The sequence below is a fragment of the Leptospira inadai serovar Lyme str. 10 genome (assembly GCF_000243675.2).
Lineage (GTDB): Bacteria > Spirochaetota > Leptospiria > Leptospirales > Leptospiraceae > Leptospira_B > Leptospira_B inadai.
In genome coordinates, this window is record NZ_AHMM02000015.1 from 557,951 (window position 1) to 576,067 (window position 18,117).

At 46.5% G+C, this 18,117-nt stretch carries 11 protein-coding genes; 7 read left to right on the forward strand and 4 right to left on the reverse strand.

What is annotated here, in order from left to right; genetic code table 11:
* The first annotated feature begins 5 nt into the window (after positions 1-5).
* The 5 genes from LEP1GSC047_RS06370 to LEP1GSC047_RS06390 all read left to right on the forward strand — a co-directional run bounded on the left by LEP1GSC047_RS06370 (position 6) and on the right by LEP1GSC047_RS06390 (position 10,659).
* The gene (locus LEP1GSC047_RS06370; RefSeq protein ID WP_010411574.1) at positions 6-3,302 is read left to right on the forward strand and encodes a transglutaminase family protein; all 3,297 of its coding nucleotides are present in this window, start codon (positions 6-8) and stop codon (positions 3,300-3,302) included.
* Positions 3,303-3,431: 129 nt separating this feature from the next.
* Positions 3,432-4,679, forward strand: coding sequence for an imelysin family protein (locus tag LEP1GSC047_RS06375; protein WP_010411573.1), 1,248 nt, complete (start codon positions 3,432-3,434; stop codon positions 4,677-4,679).
* A complete protein-coding gene (locus tag LEP1GSC047_RS06380; protein WP_010411571.1) occupies positions 4,679-7,090 on the forward strand; it encodes a TonB-dependent receptor family protein in 2,412 nt (803 codons plus the stop codon). The genes LEP1GSC047_RS06375 and LEP1GSC047_RS06380 overlap by 1 nt, the downstream gene beginning before the upstream one ends.
* 175 nt (positions 7,091-7,265) lie before the next feature.
* A complete protein-coding gene (locus LEP1GSC047_RS06385; RefSeq protein WP_020988387.1) occupies positions 7,266-9,779 on the forward strand; it encodes a circularly permuted type 2 ATP-grasp protein in 2,514 nt (837 codons plus the stop codon).
* Positions 9,772-10,659 carry a transglutaminase family protein gene (locus LEP1GSC047_RS06390; RefSeq protein ID WP_010411567.1) on the forward strand — a complete coding sequence of 296 codons (888 nt, stop codon included), beginning with the start codon at positions 9,772-9,774 and terminating at the stop codon, positions 10,657-10,659. The genes LEP1GSC047_RS06385 and LEP1GSC047_RS06390 overlap by 8 nt, the downstream gene beginning before the upstream one ends.
* Before the next feature lie 606 nt (positions 10,660-11,265).
* Here LEP1GSC047_RS06390 and LEP1GSC047_RS06395 read toward each other — a convergent pair.
* Positions 11,266-12,351 (reverse strand): acyl-CoA desaturase, encoded by a 1,086-nt coding sequence (locus LEP1GSC047_RS06395; protein ID WP_010411565.1) that lies wholly within the window; start codon positions 12,349-12,351, stop codon positions 11,266-11,268.
* Between the two features lie 167 nt (positions 12,352-12,518).
* On the opposite strand from LEP1GSC047_RS06395, the gene pyrE reads away from it, so the two are divergent.
* Both pyrE and LEP1GSC047_RS06405 read left to right on the forward strand, forming a co-directional pair.
* The gene (gene pyrE / locus LEP1GSC047_RS06400) at positions 12,519-13,076 is read left to right on the forward strand and encodes an orotate phosphoribosyltransferase (protein ID WP_039934360.1); all 558 of its coding nucleotides are present in this window, start codon (positions 12,519-12,521) and stop codon (positions 13,074-13,076) included.
* A gap of 3 nt (positions 13,077-13,079) precedes the next feature.
* Positions 13,080-13,790 (forward strand): hypothetical protein, encoded by a 711-nt coding sequence (locus LEP1GSC047_RS06405; protein WP_010411562.1) that lies wholly within the window; start codon positions 13,080-13,082, stop codon positions 13,788-13,790.
* On the opposite strand, the gene LEP1GSC047_RS06410 is transcribed toward LEP1GSC047_RS06405, so the two are convergent.
* The 3 genes from LEP1GSC047_RS06410 to LEP1GSC047_RS06420 all read right to left on the reverse strand — a co-directional run bounded on the left by LEP1GSC047_RS06410 (position 13,787) and on the right by LEP1GSC047_RS06420 (position 18,027).
* Entirely contained in the window at positions 13,787-14,728 is a 942-nt protein-coding gene (locus LEP1GSC047_RS06410) for a hypothetical protein (RefSeq protein WP_010411561.1), read from the reverse strand. The two genes, LEP1GSC047_RS06405 and LEP1GSC047_RS06410, sit on opposite strands and share 4 nt — an antisense overlap.
* A gap of 93 nt (positions 14,729-14,821) precedes the next feature.
* On the reverse strand, positions 14,822-17,332 hold the full coding sequence (locus LEP1GSC047_RS06415; RefSeq protein WP_010411559.1) for an FtsX-like permease family protein: 2,511 nt from the start codon (positions 17,330-17,332) through the stop codon (positions 14,822-14,824).
* Positions 17,329-18,027 (reverse strand): ABC transporter ATP-binding protein, encoded by a 699-nt coding sequence (locus tag LEP1GSC047_RS06420; protein WP_010411557.1) that lies wholly within the window; start codon positions 18,025-18,027, stop codon positions 17,329-17,331. Before LEP1GSC047_RS06420 ends, LEP1GSC047_RS06415 begins: the two co-directional genes overlap by 4 nt.
* Positions 18,028-18,117 lie beyond the last annotated feature (90 nt).

An 18,117-nucleotide genomic window follows, 5' to 3' on the forward strand; every position in this document is an offset into this window, starting at 1 on the left:
TACGCATGTCCTTATTGGTATCTCTAACGCACGAAACATCCTACGAATACGACAAGGCGGTTTCCCTATCCCCGCATGTGATTCGTTTACGTCCGGCTCCCCATTCTAGGACCAAAATTATCTCGTATTCGCTTCAAGTGGAGCCGACCAAGCAATTCTTAAATTGGCAGCAGGACCCGTTCGGAAATTACCAAGCGAGACTGGTGTTTCCCGAAAAAACGAATAAGCTTCGGATACTCGTCGATCTAATCGCGGAAATTCAAGTCTTTAATCCGTTCGATTTTTTTCTGGAGCCGGATGCCGAAGAGGCGCCCTTTATTTATTCCGATTCTCTACGGAAGGAACTCCTACCTTATTTGAGCGCCAGTGACGGAAGTTACGCTTTGGCGAACTATATTTCCCAACTTCGGAAAGAAGGCATATTGCAGAAAGCTCGCACCGTCGATTACTTGGTCGGATTAAATCATCGAGTCTATGAAGATGTTTCCTACGTCATTCGCATGGAGCCAGGCGTGCAAACATGTACGGAAACGCTCGAAAAAAAATCCGGATCCTGTCGCGACTCCGCGTTCCTGCTGGTTCAAATTTTAAGACATATCGGATTGGCGGCGCGTTTCGTTTCAGGATATCTCATCCAATTAAAACCCGACGAGGTTCCGGTAGACGGGCCGGCCGGTCCGAGTACGGACTTCACCGATTTGCATGCCTGGGCCGAAGTATATTTGCCGGGGGCCGGTTGGGTAGGTCTCGATCCGACTTCCGGCCTGTTGACCGGGGAAGGTCATATTCCGTTGGCTGCCGTTCCCGAACCTTCCAGTGCTTCGCCGGTATTCGGATACTCCGATCCCGCAAATTCTAAATTCCAGTTTCATATGGCGGTAAAACGGATAAAAGAATCCCCCCGTGTTACGAAACCGTATACGGAGGAACGGTGGGAGAAGATTCTGAAATTAGGAAAGAAAATCGATGATAAATTAAGAAAAAATGATATTCGCTTATCGATCGGAGGGGAACCGACCTTTGTTTCGGATACCGACCGTCAAAATCCGCAATGGAATACGGATGCTCTCGGGACCGAAAAACTTTCCTTGGCGGAAGAACTTCTGGGAAATCTTAGAAAGAGATTCGCTCCAGGTTCGATCGTACAGGTGACCCAAGGAAAATGGTATCCCGGAGAGCCTTTGCCTCGTTGGTCTTTGAACACATTTTGGAGAAGGGACGGGGAAGCGCTTTGGCATGAAGAGGCGTATTTATCCTCGGTTAAGGAAAAAAAAGACTCCGACCGAGAGGAGGAGTTGGCCAAAGCGGAAGCGATCGGGGAGCAGATTTGCGGTTCCTTAGGAATTTCCGCCAAGCATCTAATACCGGTATTCGAGGACGGCTTCTATTATCTATGGAAAGAGGGGCAATTGCCGAAATGGGAAAAGCCCGAATCTCCGAAGGAGGACGATTTTTCTTTCGAATCGCTGGAGAGAAGGAGAGTTCTCTCCGTGTTGGAAAAGGATTTTAAATTAAAGAAGGGATTCGCTCTACCATTACAATACAATTATATTTTAAAGCATTGGGAAAGCTCGGAATGGAACTACCGTCGAGAGCGTCTATATTTAGTTCCGGGCGATAGTCCGGCAGGTTTACGATTACCCTTCGCTTCCATTGCGGATTCCTTCCGCCTTTCCGCAGTTCTTACTGATATCGCGGAACCGAGCGAGCTTCCTTCCTATAAAGATATTTCGAAAAAAGTGAAGGAGCGATCGCGAAAAGAGGGAAAATTTTATCCGAGCGGCAAAGACCTTCCGATTCGAAGCACTCTCGTAATCGAGCCCCGAGCAGGGGTTTTACATATATTTCTTCCTCCGATCGAACGGCTGGATGTTTGGTTGGATTTATTGTCCTCCATCGAAGATGCCTGCGTACGAACGAAGCAGCCGATCGTGTTCGAAGGATACGAACCTCCCCACGATACTCGATTGTGCCTTTTTAGGATTACACCCGATCCGGGAGTGATCGAAGTGAATCTACATCCTTCCTCGGATTTTGCGGAATTGGAGGAGAAGACCAGGATTCTTTACGAGGAAGCGAAATCCATCAAACTCAGTGCGGAAAAATTTCAACTCGACGGTCGACATTCGGGAACCGCAGGCGGAAATCATATTACGGTAGGCGCTATGACTCCCGCGGATAGTCCCTTCTTACGAAGACCGGATTTGTTAAGAAGCTTGGTCAGTTATTGGCAGCATCATCCGTCCTTATCCTACTTATTTTCGGGGTTGTTCGTAGGACCGACCTCCCAGGCTCCGAGATTGGACGAGGGTAGGGACGAGGCCTTGTACGAATTCGAATTGGCTTCAAAGCAAGTCGATGATAGGAAAAAGGACCTTCCCCCTTGGCTGATCGATAGATTATTTCGAAATTTGTTAGTGGACCTAACCGGAAACACGCATCGGGCCGAGATTTCCATCGATAAATTATATCCACCGTCCGGACCTCGATTGGGATTGGTGGAGTTAAGAGCCTTTGAAATGCCTCCGCATTACCGAATGAGCGTCGTGCAACAACTTCTCGTTTTATCCCTCTTAGGTCGCCTTTGGGAAAAACCGTACCAGAAGTCTCCCGTACATTGGGGAACGGAATTGCATGATCGGTTTTTACTTCCTCATTATGTATGGAACGATTTTAAGGGCGTCCTGAGGGATTTAAAAGATCACGGATATGCTTTCGAGGAGGAGGATTTTATCCCGTTCTTCGAGTTTCGCTTTCCCATTTACGGAACGCTCAAGAAGGATGAGATCTTTTTGGAGTTAAGACTTGCATTAGAACCTTGGAATGTACTAGGAGAAGAATCTTCTTCGTTCGGGACTACTCGGTCCGTCGATTCCGCAGTGGAACGTTTGCAAGTAAGGGTGGAAGGTTGGACGAACGAACGCTTTCAACTGGCCTGTAATGGGGTGGAAATTCCGCTGCGGCCAACGGGTAAGCTCGGTGAGGCGGTTGCCGGTGTTCGCTTTAAAGCCTGGAATCTCCCATTTACTCTCCACCCGAACTTGCCGGTTCAAAATCCTCTAGTGTTCGATATTTGGGATACCTGGTCGAATCGGCCGGTAGCAGGGTGTAGATATTATGTTTCTCATCCCGGAGGGCGAGCCTACGAGACGTTTCCGGTAAATTCCTTCGAGGCCGAAAGTCGCAGGATCTCGCGCTTCTTCCCGGATGGACATTCCGGGGGCTCTAAATCCTCACCGCGGAAACTTGCGAAGTCCCACCCTTATACGTTGGACCTTAGATGGGTAGATAAGAGCCTTTGATTTTTCTATAACAGGTTCAGTCTGATTTTTGTCAATTTTTGAGAATCTTTCTCAAAAACACTTGTCCTCAGAAGGCCCTAGTTAATCTTGATTCTCAGATCCAAGTTTAATAACGTCTGAGGCGAAACGATGAATCGTTCGGGTTTTCGTTCCTTTGGGGAACTTCCTTTCAAAAGATCCTATTATTTGCGTAGAATTTTTTCCGGTTGCGGAACCATTCTTACCTCCACCATTCTATTTTTCTCCGTGCTTTCCTGCAATCCTAGGAACGCGTCCTCGAGTGATTCTTCGCTTGTTAACGGATTTCTCTATGCGATGTTTAATTCCTACGATCCTAAGCCCTTTTTGCAAAACATGGGTCGGAATATTATTCCTCCATTATATGCCGACCTAAATAGTAAGGCTCAGGATTTAGTGACGAAAGCCACGGCCTTGTCCTCTTGTAACGCGGGTACTCTCTCTAATGTGCAGGCTTCCTGGCTTGCGAATATTTCCGCAGTAAAAAAGGTCGAGCTATATCGCTTCGGGCCTTCCAATACATATTATCCTCTATTCGATGCTTGGCCTGGAGAAGCGACGAAGACGGTCAGTCCGGAATCGCCGCCAAGTAACGGCGATATGGACGATTTGGATGCATCTCCCGGCTTCTCCGGTACGGCAGCAGCCTATATCGGCACTTTAGATAAGGATGCGAAAGGTCTCCCCGCTATCGAATATGTCATTTATGTAAAGCCTGCCAGTTACGGTGCTAGTGCTCTTTCCTGCTCGGACATGAGTGCGAGTCGCTACCAACTTTTATTGGCATTAGTGAACGATTATGCGGCAAACGTTGCCGCTCTTGCCGCCGCCTGGGCTCCGAACGGTGCCTCCCCGTACGGGGAACAACTCGCGACAGCCGGGAACGGGTCAACGGTTTTTCCGAATTCTGCGGGAGCATTCAATACGGTCTTTGCCAGCGCTATTCGGGAATTAAGCACGATGAAGGACGGCAAGTTGGAAGCGCCCGCCGGCCTTGCAAAAGGAGGAAACGGGTCCGTTATCAATCTTAGTTTGTCGGAGTCCCGTTTTTCGGGCAACAGCATACAGAACCTTCGGAACAATCTTTCTTCCTTCAAGACGTTCTACTTAGGGGGCGGGGGGATCGGTCTGTCCGACTATGTAACTTTTTATAGTCCTAGTCTGGATACCCAAGCAAGGACTCAAATTTCCCTCTTAGAATCCACGTTAAATTCGTTTAACAGTGTTGGCGCAGGTAATATGGCCGCAATCATACAAGCCGTGACTCAATTAAATACCTTACTGACGATTTTGAATACGCAACTCGCGGCTATCGTGGGTAGCGGCGTCGTATCAGGAAAGACAGGGGATGGGGATTGATGGCGTACAAATCCCATTTGCGTACGCTCATTCTATGTTTATTCCTTCTTCTTCCGATCGCCGCGATCCTTTCCCAACCGAACGGGAACAACGGAGAAGAAAAGTCTAAGGACGGAACCGAAACCAAGGAGCAGCCTTCCAAGGAAGAGGAAGATATCAACGAAAAGCGGCGTAGGTTTTTAGAAAGCGGACAGATCAACGTGATCGGATCCAAGGACGAGGATCTAAAAAAAATTCCCGGATCGGCTAACGTCATCGGAAAGAAAATTCTGAAGGAAACGAGTCCGATCGATTCGATGGAAGCTTTGAGAAGGGTTCCCGGTGCGACGATTCGATACCAAGATGCGGTGGGTCTTACGCCGAACATCGCGTTTCGAGGAGTGAGCAACGAGGAATCTCGGAAGACTCTCATTTTAGAAGACGGTGTTTTTACTTCTTTGAGTCCGTACGGACAACCCGAAAGTTATTTTATTCCTCATATAGATAGAATGGAAAGAGTGGAGGTCGTTAAGGGTTCCGGTTCCATCCTGTTCGGTCCCACGACTCTAGGTGGTATCGTCAATTTCGTGACTCGAAAGCCGCCCGAAAAACCGACTCTAAACTTGAAATTGATCGGGGGGACCAACGGTTACGCTTCCAATTTGGTTCAGTACGGCGGAACGGTTCAGAACACGAATACGGCTTACGACGTTTCCTATTTACATACCCAAGGAAACGGATATAGAAATTACCAAGGTTTTAACGTTAACGACTTTAACGTTAAACTGATGCAAAAAATCGGAGACAAGGATACGGTTTTTTTAAAGTATCAAGTCTACCAACAAGATTCGCAAGCCACGTACCTGGGATTAACCCAAGGATTATATTGGAAAGACCCGAAAATCAACCCGGCTCGTTTCGATAGAAAACACATAGAGCGTCAAGCTGCAGTTATCGGTCACGATCACGCGTTCAGCGAAAATTGGAAATTGATTACCCGTTCGTACTGGACCAATGTGGGATTCGATTTTAAGCAGGAATCCTATTCTTATAATAGCGCGAACGAGCTGGGGCTCCCGACTCCGCCGACCGGAAACGTTTTTGCCGTGTATGCTCCCGCGCCGATCGGAAACCGTCCCGGGGATGTGATTTATATGTTGAATACCACTCCCAATCGACACCAATTTTTTCGGACTGGCGGATTGGAATCGAAACTGGAAGGTAAGTTTGTTACCTTCGGTCTAGAACACGAAATCTCCGTCGGTGCAAGGGCACATTACGAAACCGTAAACGCCGCTTATAATCAATTTCCGTATCCGACGATGAACCAAGGACTCACGACTCAACAGCAGACCCGGAATGCGAAAGCGTATGCTACGTACGTTCAGGACTCGATTAAGCTGACCGAACGATTGAAAATTATTCCGGGAGTGCGTTATGAATATATTTCCCAGGGAGTATACACTCATCGAAAATTCGCCACGACTACGGATGTAGCTTACGGATTGGCCACTACGGTCGGACAAAATATTCTCGTAAATCAGGCCAATGAAAGTTATACGAAAGTGGTTTTACCGGGCTTCGGGATTACCTATGATTTGATGGAAAAGTTCATGTGGTTTGCGGGGGCTCATACCGCCTTTGCTCCACCTTCCTTCTCCACCATCTTGAACCCCTCGTTAGGGTTAGGGTATAAACTGAACGCGGAAAGATCCAATAACTACGAAACGGGTGTTAGAGGAAATATTACAAAATACTTTTATACTCAAGTAAGCACATATGCGTTATTCTTTTCCAACCAGATTGTGAACACGAATGAAGCCGGTTCCTCGATCGGGGCGGTTCCTATCAACGCCGGGAAGTCGGTAAACCGCGGTGTGGAAAGTAATTTCGTATTCGATTTCGGGAAATTCGCCGAGTCCCGCTGGGAGATACCTCTCGAAATCGCGTATTCTTATACTCATGCGATTTCGACGACATATGTTCCGGTAGGAACGATTCAAAATTCGGACGGCACGGTTAGCGTAACCAATCAACCGTTATTCAGCGTCAATTCCTCCGGAAACGTGATCAAAGTGAATACGAGCGGAAACTATCTGCCGTATGTTCCGATGCAGACGGTCATTACTGCGATCGGCTTCAAAAGCCCCCGCGGGTTTTACGCAAGAGTCGAATACCAACATTTCGATAAACAGTATTCCGATTTGCAAAACACGAAAAATCAGAGTGCTGACGGTAGCCAAGGAGTGGTGCCGGCGTACGGGATTTGGAATGCGGACTTCGGATACGAGCTCCCCGGAGGAAGGTGGTCGATATTCGTGAATGGCAAAAATCTTGAGGACCGAGTTTATATTTCGGGAAGACTCCCGGTCGGAATCCAGCAAGGACCGTACCGTCAGATCAATATAGGGGCCACGCTGAAATTGGATTAAATTTCCGCTCCGTTTCGGAGGAGGGTTCGGGAGCCTCCTCCGGAATTCGTTCTTGCCGTTAAAAAAGGACCTATAGATTTGCTCCTAAGGGGCTTTTCCTCCGCGTAAAAACGATCTCGGGTAGTTCGAAAGGATGGAAAAAATCCGGACCGGACCGGAAAATGACTCTCGGAAGATGAGCCAGCAAGCTTCCCAGAACAATAGTCTCTTATCCGGGTATTTTCCCGTCTCCGGAATTTTTGACGAGGTATGCTCTCATCAAGGAACACCTCGCGAAAAATACGATTTTCTTCTTCGGTCTTTCGATCATTTAGGTCCTTCGGAATTACGTCGTAGAAAGGAAGACAGTCTCAGGATCCTTCGCGAGAACGGCGTCACGTATAACGTTTACGGCGACGACCGTGAAAGAATCTGGTCCTTGGATTTATTCCCGCTTTTAATGGAAAGCAAAGAGTGGGATCAAATCGAAAGGGGTTTGATCCAACGATCCGAATTACTGGATGAAATTCTCAAAGATGTTTATGGTCCTCGAAAACTTTTATACGAACGTAAAATTCCCCCGCAAGTGCTGTTTCATTCCGGCGGATTTTTACGCGCTTGCTCGCCGATTTACGATAATTCGACGTTTCGATTGGCGTTCGTCGCAACGGATATTAGTCGGGATAGGGACGGTAATTTTTTCGTAATCGGAGATAGAGTTCAGGCTCCGTCCGGTTCCGGTTACGCTCTCGAAAACCGTATCGTTTTATCCAGGATTTTTCCTTCCGTTTATCGCGATTCTCAAGTTCATCGGGTTGCCCTATATTTTAGATCCTTAAGAAAAACATTATATAATTTGTCTCCTGCAAAGGATCGCGATCCGTTGATCGTACTTTTGACGCCCGGCCCCGGAAATGAAACGTATTTCGAACACGCCTACTTGGCCGGATATCTCGGCTTTACTTTGGCTCAGGCCGAAGATCTGACCGTTCGTGAAAATAAGGTTTTCCTAAAAACGGTGGAAGGCTTACAGCAGGTGGACGTTATTTTTCGTCGAGTCGACGATTGGTTTATGGATCCGCTCGAACTAAAGGGAGATTCCTTATTGGGAGTTCCCGGAATCCTAGGAGCGGTAAGAGCAGGGACGATCGTGGTCGCGAATCCTATCGGCTCGGGTTTTCTTGAAAATCGCGCTTTGCATGCTTATTTACCCGCATTATGTAAATTTTATCTAGGTGAGGATTTAATTCTCCCGAACGTAACGACTCATTGGATGGGGGAAGAATCGTCCCGAGCGGAAGTTTTTTCGAATTACGAAAAATACGTTTTAAAACCCGCCGTTCGCTCTTCCTTCGAGCCTTCCGTATTTTTGTCCCAACTTTCTCCGTCAGAGCGCGACGACTGGAGAGCAAAAATTAACGCCAAGCCGGAGAAATACGTCGCTCAGGAAATTCTAAGCGGATCAACCTGCCCGGTTTTCTCCGGAAATTCGGAAGGATTACTGGTAGGAAAATCCGTTTTAAGGACTTTTTCCTGCCTGTCCGAAAACGGATACTCGAGTATGCCCGGCGGGTTAGTTCGTGTAGCGCCGAAACATGACGAGCTTATCGTTACGAATCAAAGAGGGGCCGTATCCAAGGACCTCTGGATCTTATCTTCGGAAGAAAAGAAGGATATCACTCTTCTTCCGGGCAATGTGGAACGAATCCCTCTCAAACGAAAAGGGGGAGGGGTTCCGAGTCGCGTCGCGGACAATATGTTCTGGATGGGACGTTATGCGGAACGCGCGGAAAATATGGCTAGGCTCGTTCGAGAAGGAGTCAATAAAATTCTCGAATCGGAAGAGTCCTACGAAAGAGACCAGTCCTCCGTTCTCCTCGGAATCTTAAGCCAAGTTTCGAATTTTTCCGGAGGATTCGACGAGGCAATCGGGTCCGGGTCCCTGGAAGCGATCCGCGATAAAGTCTACGAAATGGTTACCTCGCACTACTCGTCGGGAAGTATCCGTCACGATTTGAATTTCTTTGTCCGAACCACTAAATCCGTCCGGGACCGCATCTCCGACGATACCAGATATTTGATTTCACAGATTGAAAGCGAATCTCCGAGCGATTCTTCCTACGGAGAAATTCTAGAATACCTGCAAATATTAGTCACTCTTCTTTCTTCCTTATCCGGATTATCCTCCGAGAACATGAGCCGCGAGACCGGATACCACTTCCTGGATTTGGGAAAACGGCTGGAGCGCTCTCAATTCTTAGCAAGAGTATTGCTTTCCGTAATCGACCGGACGACTCTTTATAATAAAGGGATTTTCGAGAGTCTATTAAACGTAAATGATATTCGAATAACGTATCGCAGAAGATATAAATATAGGATCGAAGCGGAGTCGGTAATCGATATTCTATTATTCGACGAGACGAATCCTAGGTCTCTGGCTTATCAATTATCCCGGATCCGAGAAAACGCGTTGATGATTCCCGGAATCAACGGGGAGCTTCCGGAGGAAGTTCGACTTTTCAACGAACTTGTGGCTAGATTTAAGGAAGAGGATGCCAAACGATTATTCGAGTACGCCGATCCGGCGGGAGGTTTGCGACGCTGGTTGGACGATATCTTCCTACAGTTGAAAGCGGTGGCGGATGCGTTCGCTAAGAAGTATTTCCGGTACGTGGAAAATCAGGTTCGCCTGGGAGGACCGTATGGCTGAATATTCGGTACGCCATCTGACGCATTATACATATGAAAAGCCGGTCGCGCATTGTTTAAATTTGGCTCACCTATGTCCCGACTCTAACGATCGTCAGATTTGCCGGGAACTCAGGATCACTGTCGAGCCGAAACCTAAGCTAACCGAATTTCGGAGAGATTATTTCGGAAATACGGTTTATTCTTTTTCCGTAGACGAACCTCATACCGTTCTTTCCGTCCTCGCCGAGGCTAAAGTATCCACGAATTCCGTCCCTACTCGGTTTTCAAACTCTCCTACAGGCTACGAGGTTTTACGGTCCCTGAACGATTGCTCCACAAAAGAGGAAATGGAAGCGCTCGAATTTATCGGGGATTCCCTATTCGTTCTTCGATCCGAGGTATATTCCGAATTCTTAAACCGTTTTCTCCCTTTGAATAAACCCTATTTGGAAGCGGTATTGGAATACGTGATGCGGTTCCGGGAAGAATTCAAATTCAAAGCGGGGAGTACGAATATATATACGCCTTTGGAAGAAGTGCTGGATAAAAAAGAGGGAGTTTGTCAGGACTTCACTCATTTATCCATCGCCGCGTTTCGCTCCATGGGATTTCCTTGTCGGTACGTATCCGGTTATATCGAAACGTATCCGCCGCCCGGCAAACCGAAATTAAGAGGTAGCGATGCGACGCACGCTTGGATCTCCGTTTACTGTCCGGGATTGGGTTGGTTTGATTTTGATCCGACCAACGGTAAAAGCATAACGGAAGAATACATTTATACTTCCTTGGGGCGGGATTTTTCCGATGTTTCTCCGCTACGAGGAATCCTTTTCGGCGGCGGAAAGCATAAATTAAAAGTCGAAGTGGATGTGATTCAATCGGGCGGGTCAGAAGGCTGAGGACAGAGGACAGAGGACAGAGGACAGAGGACAGAGGACAGAGGACAGAGGACAGAGGACAGAGGACAGAGGACAGAGGACAGAGGACAGAAAATTATTCCTATTACCCTGACAACAATTTTTTAAAAACGAATTATGTTGGAGCGAGGTGTTACTGGATTTTCGATGCGGGGGTATCAGGGGGGTGACAGCTCAAGTGTGTAAATGACTTGTTAATAAATTAAAAAACATAGTAGATTCTTCCTCCTACCCCAGCCTTTCCAACATCTAGCAGCTTCTGTCTAGCGTGAGCAAAGCGAACGCGTCTGTCCTCTGAAAACGAATTATGTTGGAGCGAGGTGTTACTGGATTTTCGATGCGGGGGTATCAGGGGGGTGACAGCTCAAGTGTGTAAATGACTTGTTAATAAATTAAAAAACATAGTAGATTCTTCCTCCTACCCCAGCATTTCCAACATCTAGCAGCTTCTGTCTAGCGCGAGCGAAGCGAGCGCATCTGTCTTCAGTCGTCTGTCCTCTGAAAGCGAACGCGTCAGTCTTCTGACCTCTGAAAAGAAAACCCTCCTTTTTAGGGGAGGGCAATGCTGGGATCAGGTACAGTGAATTCTTATACTAGGGCCAAATCTCCGGATACGAAACGCTTCCAGGTCTTTAATGCCACTTTGAAATCAGACTGAGCGTCTTTTACGGCCTTTTTATCGACTTCCTCTTTTTCGGTTTTGAGAGCGAGTAAGCGAAGTTGTCTTTCCTGCACGGTCTTACGCAGGGATTCCAATCTTTCTTCGAATCCCGGAGCTAAAGATTCGGATTTAACTTCCAGTTTGTTACGAAGCCTCTTTTCATCCATGATCATTTTCTTACGAAGAATCTGCTCATCCGAGATGGTCTTTAGATCGCTTGCAAGTCCTAGATAGGAAAAGATATTAATCAGCCATTTGGTCGGATCATAATCGTGCCAGCGGATTCCGTTTCTATAATCCGCCTGGAATTCGTGATGGTAGTTATGGTATCCTTCCCCGAAAGTGAAGAGAGCGATGAACCAATTGTCCTTAGCGGTGTGCTTATCCGAATACGGTTGAGCTCCCTTGTAATGCGCCAACGAGTTGATGAAAAACGTGAAGTGGTGATTGATCGCGACTCTAAGAGTTCCCACTACGATCAGTCCGCCTAGCCAGTCTCCCCAAAGCCCGCAGACCAGCATCGGCAAAATGAAATTCATGAAAATCGCAACCGTATAATAATGATCGTGTTGGAATTTGACCCATTTATCTTCCCAAAGATCCGTGACATTGGTCGGTTCTCTGTAGCTTCGATCCTTAAATAACCAAAGGATATGGGCATGCCAAAAACCTTTGGTGATCGAGTAAGGATCTTCGTCCTTATCCACATATCTATGGTGAATTCTGTGATCGGAACTCCATTCGATAACGGATTGTTGAAATGCGGCGGCACCGAAGAAAATATAGAAAAGACGGACAGGAAGAGCCGCTTTATAGGCTCTATGCGAGAAAAGACGGTGATACCCGGCCGTTATCGAAAGCCCCGTTGCAACTAGCATAAAAGCGAATGCAAGCCAAGTATAGGTCGGTATTCCTCTCGTTAAGAGAAGTGCGGCCGTGCCAAACACCCCGATAATCGGAGTGGCTATCAGAAAGATGGTAGTTTTTAGCGCAATTTTTTTCGTTTGTTCCATATCGGTAATCCGGTCTTGGTTTGCTTTATATGAGCGAAAGCCGTTCGGTAGGTTGCGGAAAAGTTTCCGTTTTTCGGATTTTTTCCGAATTTAGAAAAAGCGGTTTTTCGTTCGGAGATCGTTCTTATTATGGAAAAGCGGCCCGAAACACCGCGGAGGATGCAAAGGTGAGAGAGGAATTATTTAGACTCGTACAGAATCACGCGTATCGATTTAGGGAAGAACCCTTTACGTTGGCAAGCGGAAGAAAGTCTAGACATTACTTTAATTGCAAGGAAATCACGTTGCACCCGGAACGATTGGAACTGCTATGTAGATATATTGTGGAAAGACATATTCCGAGCTCGGGATTGTCCGAACAGGAAGCTTACGGCGGTCTAACCATGGGGGCGGACCCGATTTGCTACGGAATCGCTCTTGAATTCAGACGACAGACCAGAAACGTATTTCCCTTAATCGTCAGAAAACAAGCGAAGGAGCATGGAACAAAAAATCTGGTGGAAGGCGCTGTGAATGCGGTGAAGTCCTGTGTGGTCGTGGACGACGTGATAACCACCGGCGGTTCGACTCTACAGGCGGTAAAGAGTCTCCGGGATTCCGGCTTGGATGTAACGGCTTGCATCTGTATTTTAGATAGGGAAGAAGGCGGAAGGCAAGCGATCGAAGCGGACGGAATTCGAGTACATCCTATTTTTAAAAAATCGGAATTCGGAAATTTGGAGTAAGCAATGGCAAGCTACACGTACGACGTTCCTGCTTTTCGTAAAAAATTGATGCAGCGGACCGGAATGGTGGTCTTCGTGTTCCTGCTTTTTTTAGGCGTAAATTTTCACCAAGTTTCTCCGGAGAGTCGGGAATCTTTTTTGACGATGTTTGCGGTTTTAGGCGGGCTTTTGATTTTTTTACTCGTTAAGAATTATTCGAGACAATTAAAAACTTTAGAAGGTTCTAAAGTGGAATTATCCGGAAACAGTCTCAAGCAATGGAACCCTAAAGGTCAATGCATGGAATTCGATTTGCGGGAGGTGAACGGAATAGAGAAGGATACGTTTAGAGGATACCAACGAATTCTGTTAATCACAAAACAAGGAACGTACGTCCCGATTTTGAATTTAGAGTCGATGGACGAGTTTCTTGCCGAATTGGAAAAAAAATCCGGTAAAAAAGCGGTGGTCTTCGACGAGGATTCCCGCGTTCTCACTTGGAAAACACCTCTCGCATTCCTACCGACGTTCGGAACCATCCTGGCTTATTTATTCGGTCCTTGGCATCTGAAACTGGATGCGATTTATATAGTCGCAACTGCCAACACTCTTTTGTTCTTACTGTATTGGCCTAAGGATAGAATGAATACGGGCCAAACGGCGCGAAGAAGATACATATTCACACTTCTGATCCTTTTAATCGTGCTGGTTGCGAGATATTTCGGATTGGTTTAACCTGGGCCTATCGGGCCCGAATTCGTGATTCCTTTTAGGATGTTCATTTTCTTCTGAGCTAATCGGCGCAGCTCCGTCATTTCCGATAAGAAATTATTGAGTAGAGGATCCAGGTGAACGTGACTTTCCATTACCTGCAGCGTATCGCGGACGAATTTTAATTCATCGTATTCCGCTATCTTTCCGCCTTGAATGAGTTTTTTAACCGTATCGAATTCGTATTTTCTGAGGTGAATTCGAATCAGGAACTCGGAGGAGAACTTCGAGGTCAATCTGGACCAAGGGTTTTTGGGATTGATAAGAATTTCGTTGGAAGCGACTCTATCCGCGGCTCGCTTCGTTCCGTGACTTCCGATCGACGGACCGATTTCATATTCGGGAATGTCTCTTGCTATCGTAGCGGGAGTTCCCGATTGTTCCAGTAATGCGGCAAGATTATTTCTACGACGTGCGTCCTCATATTCGTTCGGGGCTGCAGTAAGGACTCTCTGATATTCTTCCAGCATGACGACGACGTTTACATATCGTCCTAACGGAGTGTTATTATGCTCCTTGATTTTAGGAAACAATTCGCGGGTGATTTGAAAGGGGGACTTCCGTTTATAATAAGTAGCTTCGTAGGCTTTCTCTAATTTTTTCTCCGAATACGACCTAAGGTCGCTTACGATTTTGGAGTCGGCATAGATGTAGGCATCCACTCCCGGGTCCTGATTTTTAGCGTTATGGGCCGCGTCGGGAAGAACGACTTTAATGATGAAAATATATTTCGCTTCCCGTAATACCTCCAAGATTTCTCTGATTTGCGCGGTTTCCCTGGAAAAAAAAGACATCATATCCTTGAGGAAGGTATCTGAGTAGGGAATTCGGTTATCCTCTTGAGCGTTGACCTTTCTTATTTCTTCGGCTAATTCAAGGGCGGTTGCGAGCGAAGTTCCCATCGTTTTGGTAGCTTAATTCCCTCTATTTTTCAATCAAGAGAGATTTAACTCTTTTTCTATGCTAGTCGTCATACGAAGTAATTTAAATTCTTCCTATTCCGGACTTAGTTTAAAATTCAAACGTTTCAGAATGCGAAGGGGATAAAAAGAAGCTAGCCAACCCAAAATCGGAGCCGCGATCATGATCGTCATGGGCATCCAAGGGAGAAATGTGAACGTCAAAGTCCAACCGAATGCATTTCGGTTTATCACATAAAGGATGATCGGGGCCATAACTAAGGAGGCTAGAATTCCGAAAATCGCGCCGAAACCGGTTAAGAAAATGGCTTCGGCCCGAATAATCGCGGCCAATTGAGAGCGGGAGGCGCCTAAGTATTTTAGCAAACCTAGAAGTCTTTGTTTATCGAATAAATTATGCATCAAGGATGACAGGAGAGAGATGAGAGTGATGAATAGCGCCGTGATTTTTAAGGAATCCAGAACTCTAAAAACTTTGTTCACTTCGTACAAATAGAGCTCCCGAAGCTGGGAGGAATCCAAGAGAGCCAGATCGGAGAAAGTCGGGTCGGACGCGAATAATCTCCGTAATTCTTGCTTTGCGGTTGCGACTCCTTCTTTGGTCTTAAATTCGTTTTTCAGAAAAAGTTTGATGGAATTCAGGGAACGAATTCCGAATATTTTTTCGTAGGAACGAATATCCATCATAACGGTTCCTCTCTCGGAGAAGAAATGCTCCTTGATTCCCCGAACGACGAATTTTTTCGGACCGGTGGGAGTTCCGGAAATAAGCGAGTCCCCCACTTTCAATTTATGGAGGAATGCCATATTGGAAGAAACGAGAATATCGGTTTCCTCCCGAACTAATTTTTCAGGACCGTCGCTTCTCGCAGCGTATGCATCGAAATCGTAGGCGTGAACGGTAAAAACTCCCTTATCGGTTTCAAAGCGGGTATTTACCAAAAAACCGTCAAGATAAGCGGTGATCTTCAAATCCGCGATTTTTGCCAATAGGTTTCTCGGTACGCCTCCGTGTATTCCGGAATAAAAAAAGCGGTTGTTGATGACCGTAATGTCCGATGGAAATTCGGAGTCCACCCAGTCGTTCAGCGACCGCTTATAGCTATCGGTTAAAATTGTCAAACAGAGAACTAAGGAAACCGAAAGCATGACGGTCGCCGCAGTTAGAGTATTTCTTCCCGGATTTTCCTTCAATTCCTCCAGGCCGATTTTTAGAAAAGGAAAGGTAGAATCCCCTTTTTCTAATAGGAGAATCAGCATACTCGTGATCGTTTTTATGCAGAAAGGGAACGTGAGGGTAATCCCGATTACGATTCCGCCGATTCCTAAAAGCCCGGGCAGCGGGAGTTTCCAAGGCGATGGTATATTCGAAATTCCTAAAGAAAGAATAAATAATGCGATTCCGGCAACGGCGAATTTCCTACCCTCGAACGTGGAACTGCCTTTGGATGCGTCCCTTAAGATGGAGAGAGGAGTTATCTTGCCCGCTCTAGACGAAGGAATCAAAGCGGAAAAAACGGATCCTGCAATTCCGACTAGCAAAGCGATAGCATAGTCGGCGGCAGGTATCGAGCCGTATGTGGATAAAAAGGATCGATCTACAAGAGTGGATTCCGGTCTAAAAAAATCCAAACTGGAAAAGAAAGCGCCGATGCCTAACCCTAAGATGCTGCCTAAGATCCCTAAAATCAAAGATTGACTTAAAAATAAAAACGTGGCTTTTCGATGATCTAACCCGAGAGTTCTTAGGATTCCCAATTCCCTCTCGCGACTTAAATAAAGACCGGACATGGTGTTTGAGACCATAAAGAAAGCGATTAGAAGAGAGATGAACGAGATGACCAAAAGATTCAGTTGAAAGGATCGAAGCGCATTCGCCGATTTTTCCTGAATCTCACGGGATGTTTCGACCTGAAAATTTCCGCCCAGGTCTTCCGTTAGAATTCGCTTCATATAGGCCGTGTCGTCTTCCGAACAACGCAAGAGTAGATAATCGGGCCCTTTTTCGGTGTCGATATTCGCGGATGCGAGAGAAAAATCCTGAAAGACCAAAAATCCTCCTTCCGTTTTAATCGGTAGATAGTCTCGGATTTCTCGATTGGTTCCGTCCAACAAAAGATCGAAGGGTTTTCCCTTATAGCGATCCCAAACGGCTTGAGAGACGAACGTCGTGTTGTCGGGAGATGCTGTCCTTGTTCTCTCGTCCTGTTCGAGCAGGGATTTTCCCGGTGTCTCTTTAATCAAATCTATGGCTAGGTAAAGAACCCTTAAGTTGTCCGATGCGATCGCTTCGCGTTGGCTCCTCGGTAGGATATTCGTGATTTTACGAAGTCTTGGATCATTATAAATATATGATATTGTGTCCCAAGAGATCGTCTGGCCGGGTTGCGAGGCTCCGACCTTGAGTTTATAATCGCCTCGAAAATAACCTAACGAAAAATCGATTAGGGATCGTTCCGCTTTTCCCGCATTGGTGGTAGTGGATAAAAATAATCCCACGCCTAAGGAAATTCCCAGTAAGGCGAAAACCACGCGCGGGATATGGGTTCTAAAATATTCGAATAGAAAAAGTAAATAAAGACTCACCGAAGGATTTCTTCCTCCTGATAGATTCGTCCATCCTTCATTCTCAATCGGATCTCACCTTTCGCTCCGATTTCCCTATCGTGGGTGACTAGGATGAGCGCGAATTTTTCCTTCTCTTGGAGTTCCAGCAAAAGCTCTAAGACTTTTCCCGCATGGACCGTATCCAAATTTCCGGTCGGCTCGTCCGCCAAAACGATACTAGGTTTTTTACTTAAAGCTCTTGCTATTGCGACTCTTTGTTGCTCTCCTCCGGAAAGTTCGTCCGGTTTATGAGTCCTTCTGTTTGCAAGGCCGACCCTTTCTAACGCTTCCTCCGCAATCGAACGGGCGGCCTTTCGTCCGAACCCGGAAATATACAAGGGTAGAGCGACGTTCTCTATCGCATCCAAATAGGGGAGGAGGTGGAAAAATTGGAATATGATCCCGGTGTCGTTTCGACGGTATTCCGTAAGTTCGGATTCCGAAAGTTTCGTCAGATCGAATCCGTTCACCCATACTTCTCCGGAGTCGGCCGAATCGATTCCGGAAAGAATATTCAAAAAAGTTGATTTTCCCGAACCTGAAGGTCCCATCAAGGTAATGAACGCGGTGGGAAGATCGATATCGATCCCGTTTAGAACGGGCGTCGTTACTTTTCCCGTTTTATATTCTTTCTTAAGATTGCGGACGATGAGTCGATCGGGTGCTCCGAGCATACGACTATTTTCGTCCCCGGTGTGCGAATGCAAGGAAAAGAACCGGATAGTCGAAAGATTAAATAGTTTGAAGTCTAATTAAATAATCGA

Excerpts from the sequence above, each read along its gene's own strand:
- LEP1GSC047_RS06395 (WP_010411565.1), bottom strand. The coding sequence starts at position 12,351 with ATGGAACAAACGAAAAAAATTGCGCTAAAAACTACCATCTTTCTGATA.
- LEP1GSC047_RS06405 (WP_010411562.1), top strand. The coding sequence starts at position 13,080 with ATGGCAAGCTACACGTACGACGTTCCTGCTTTTCGTAAAAAATTGATG.
- LEP1GSC047_RS06390 (WP_010411567.1), top strand. The coding sequence starts at position 9,772 with ATGGCTGAATATTCGGTACGCCATCTGACGCATTATACATATGAAAAG.
- LEP1GSC047_RS06380 (WP_010411571.1), top strand. The coding sequence starts at position 4,679 with ATGGCGTACAAATCCCATTTGCGTACGCTCATTCTATGTTTATTCCTT.
- LEP1GSC047_RS06410 (WP_010411561.1), bottom strand. The coding sequence starts at position 14,728 with ATGGGAACTTCGCTCGCAACCGCCCTTGAATTAGCCGAAGAAATAAGA.
- LEP1GSC047_RS06375 (WP_010411573.1), top strand. The coding sequence starts at position 3,432 with ATGAATCGTTCGGGTTTTCGTTCCTTTGGGGAACTTCCTTTCAAAAGA.
- LEP1GSC047_RS06370 (WP_010411574.1), top strand. The coding sequence starts at position 6 with ATGTCCTTATTGGTATCTCTAACGCACGAAACATCCTACGAATACGAC.
- LEP1GSC047_RS06385 (WP_020988387.1), top strand. The coding sequence starts at position 7,266 with ATGAGCCAGCAAGCTTCCCAGAACAATAGTCTCTTATCCGGGTATTTT.
- LEP1GSC047_RS06420 (WP_010411557.1), bottom strand. The coding sequence starts at position 18,027 with ATGCTCGGAGCACCCGATCGACTCATCGTCCGCAATCTTAAGAAAGAA.